Origin of the sequence: Variovorax glucosi (genome assembly GCF_051216695.1) — a bacterium.
In the GTDB taxonomy this organism is placed as follows: domain Bacteria; phylum Pseudomonadota; class Gammaproteobacteria; order Burkholderiales; family Burkholderiaceae_C; genus Variovorax.
On sequence record NZ_JBPJZE010000011.1, the window covers coordinates 1 to 2241 of the forward strand.

The 2241-nt window shown below is 59.6% G+C and carries 4 protein-coding genes; 3 read left to right on the plus strand and 1 reads right to left on the minus strand.

The window, feature by feature from the left end; all coding sequences use genetic code 11:
* The 3 genes from ACSFA3_RS22195 to ACSFA3_RS22205 all read left to right on the plus strand — a co-directional run.
* Positions 1-384: phosphomannose isomerase type II C-terminal cupin domain (locus tag ACSFA3_RS22195; protein ID WP_435507671.1), on the plus strand; the 384-nt coding region annotated here is incomplete at its 5' end.
* A gap of 32 nt (positions 385-416) precedes the next feature.
* Positions 417-1184: an ABC transporter permease gene (locus ACSFA3_RS22200; protein ID WP_435472863.1), complete on the plus strand. Its 768-nt coding sequence runs from the start codon at positions 417-419 to the stop codon at positions 1182-1184.
* A gap of 3 nt (positions 1185-1187) precedes the next feature.
* The gene (locus ACSFA3_RS22205; protein ID WP_435472861.1) at positions 1188-1889 is read left to right on the plus strand and encodes an ABC transporter ATP-binding protein; all 702 of its coding nucleotides are present in this window, start codon (positions 1188-1190) and stop codon (positions 1887-1889) included.
* Positions 1890-1895: 6 nt separating this feature from the next.
* Here ACSFA3_RS22205 and ACSFA3_RS22210 read toward each other — a convergent pair.
* Positions 1896-2241: glycosyltransferase (locus ACSFA3_RS22210; protein WP_435507672.1), on the minus strand; the 346-nt coding region annotated here is incomplete at its 5' end.

Below are 2241 nucleotides of genomic sequence, written 5' to 3' on the forward strand. Positions count from 1 at the left end.
GTCGACGTGCTCAAGGCACGCAAGCACGACACAGTGCACCTGCCGCCGGTGGTCCACCGTCCGTGGGGCACTTACGCCTCGCTTAAAGAGGAAGAAGGCTACAAGGTCAAGCGCATCACCGTCAGACCTGGCGAAGCGCTGTCCCTGCAATACCATCACCAGCGCGCAGAGCATTGGGTGGTCGTACAGGGCCGCGCCATCGTGCAGATCGGAGAGACCGAGCATGAGACGCTTCCGGGCCAGTATCGCTACATTCCCTTGAAGGAAAAACACCGCCTGACCAATATTGGCGACGAGGAGCTGGTGCTCATCGAGGTCCAGTGCGGCGGTTACCTGGGCGAAGACGACATCGTCCGCCTCGCAGACACTTACGGCCGTACATGAGTCAAGTCCATTCCAATCTTCACCGAAGCGCCTTGTCCGACTGGTGGCAAGGCACCCGCCGCACTGACATCTGGTGGACCCTCGCCTGGTTTGACATCGTCCTGCGCTATCGCCGCTCCATGCTCGGCCCGATGTGGCTCACCCTGAGCATGGGCGTGATGATCGGCGGCATGGGGCCGCTGTACAGCTCGCTGTTCGGCACCGAGCTTTCCCGGTTCTTTCCGCACCTGGCGCTGGGCATCATCTTCTGGGGCTTTTTCTCCAGCATCGTGACTGATGCATGTAATGCCTTCGTCGGATCGTCGAACTACCTCAAGCAGGGCTATTTCCCGATCAGCCTGTTCGTCTGGCGCGGCCTGGCGCGCAACCTGATCCAGTTTGCACACCAGATCGTGCTCTACATTCCAGTGGCAATCTGGGCCGGTATCTCGCTGTCTTGGTCAGTGTTGCTTGTCGTGCCGGCGTTTGTCATCCTGATCATCAATGCGCACGCGCTGGGATTATTGCTTGGCCTAATCTGCACGCGTTATCGCGACGTCACGCAGATCGTCACCAGCGTGATGCAAATGCTGATGTTCCTCACGCCGGTGTTTTGGCTGCCCGAAAGCCTTCCCGGACGTGCCAAATACGTGCTTTGGAACCCGTTTGCGCAGATGCTGGACTTGCTTCGGACCCCATTAATGGGGGGGGTGGCACACGTCCACAGTTGGCTGGGCATCCTGTTCTGGACAGTCCTGTGCCTTGCCGCAGCGACCCTGCTGTTCTCGAAGTACCGCCGTCGCGTCGTCTACTGGCTCTGATCCATGGCATTCATCTCACTTAAAAACGTCGCCGTCAACTTTCCAATTTACGGCGCTGGAGCCAATTCACTCAAGAAGACGCTCGCAGCCTCCGTGACCGGTGGACGCTTCGGTAAGGAAACCGGCGTGACCGTGGTGCAGGCGCTCAGCGGCATCAATCTTGAATTGAAGAGCGGAGACCGGCTCGGACTGGTTGGTCACAACGGCGCAGGCAAGTCGACATTGCTGCGCACACTTGCCGGCGTTTACGAGCCGTCATCAGGCGAGTTCGCGCGTCAGGGATCGGTGGCTAGCCTGATCGACCCTTCGCTAGGTATCGAAATGGATGCGACGGGCGTCGAGAACATCATGCTTCGCGGCCTCGTGATGGGCATGAGCAAGAAAGACATTGACCGCCTCACGCCCGACATCTGCGAATTCAGCGGCCTAGGCGAATACGTGAACATGCCGGTGCGCACCTATTCGACCGGGATGCTGATGCGGCTCGCGTTCTCAATCTCGACCAGCGTCGAGGCCGACATCCTGCTGATGGACGAATGGCTGTCGGTCGGGGACGCCGCCTTTACAGAAAAGGCGGAGAAACGGATGAAAGACGTGGTGGCTAAATCCGGCATTCTGGTGCTCGCCTCGCACTCGCCAGACCTGATCGCCAAGGAGTGCAACCGGGTGATCCACCTCGAGCATGGGCGGATCGTCGAACGCTAGCTGACGCTAGCGCGGCGCGCGCCGTCGAAGCGTCTCGATTTCATCGAGGCGTTCGGCAATGCGGCGCCCCGCCGCGCCGAGTGATAGATTGACTTCAGCGCTTTGCTTGCCGCGAGCGCCCATCTCGCGCGCCCATTGCTGATCCTCGTACAAGCGACGCATCAACTGGGCCGCATGCTCGACCGAAGGTTCAGCCCACTCCAAATCGGCGTCGTACGGTGGGATAGGCCTGCCGACCTTCACCCGCTCGTAGGGCACCAGAAGACTGTTCTCGTCGTTCATGAAATCCATGTTTCCCGAGAAGTCCGTTGCAATCACGGGCTTTCCCATTAGCATAGCTTCAGCCATGGTC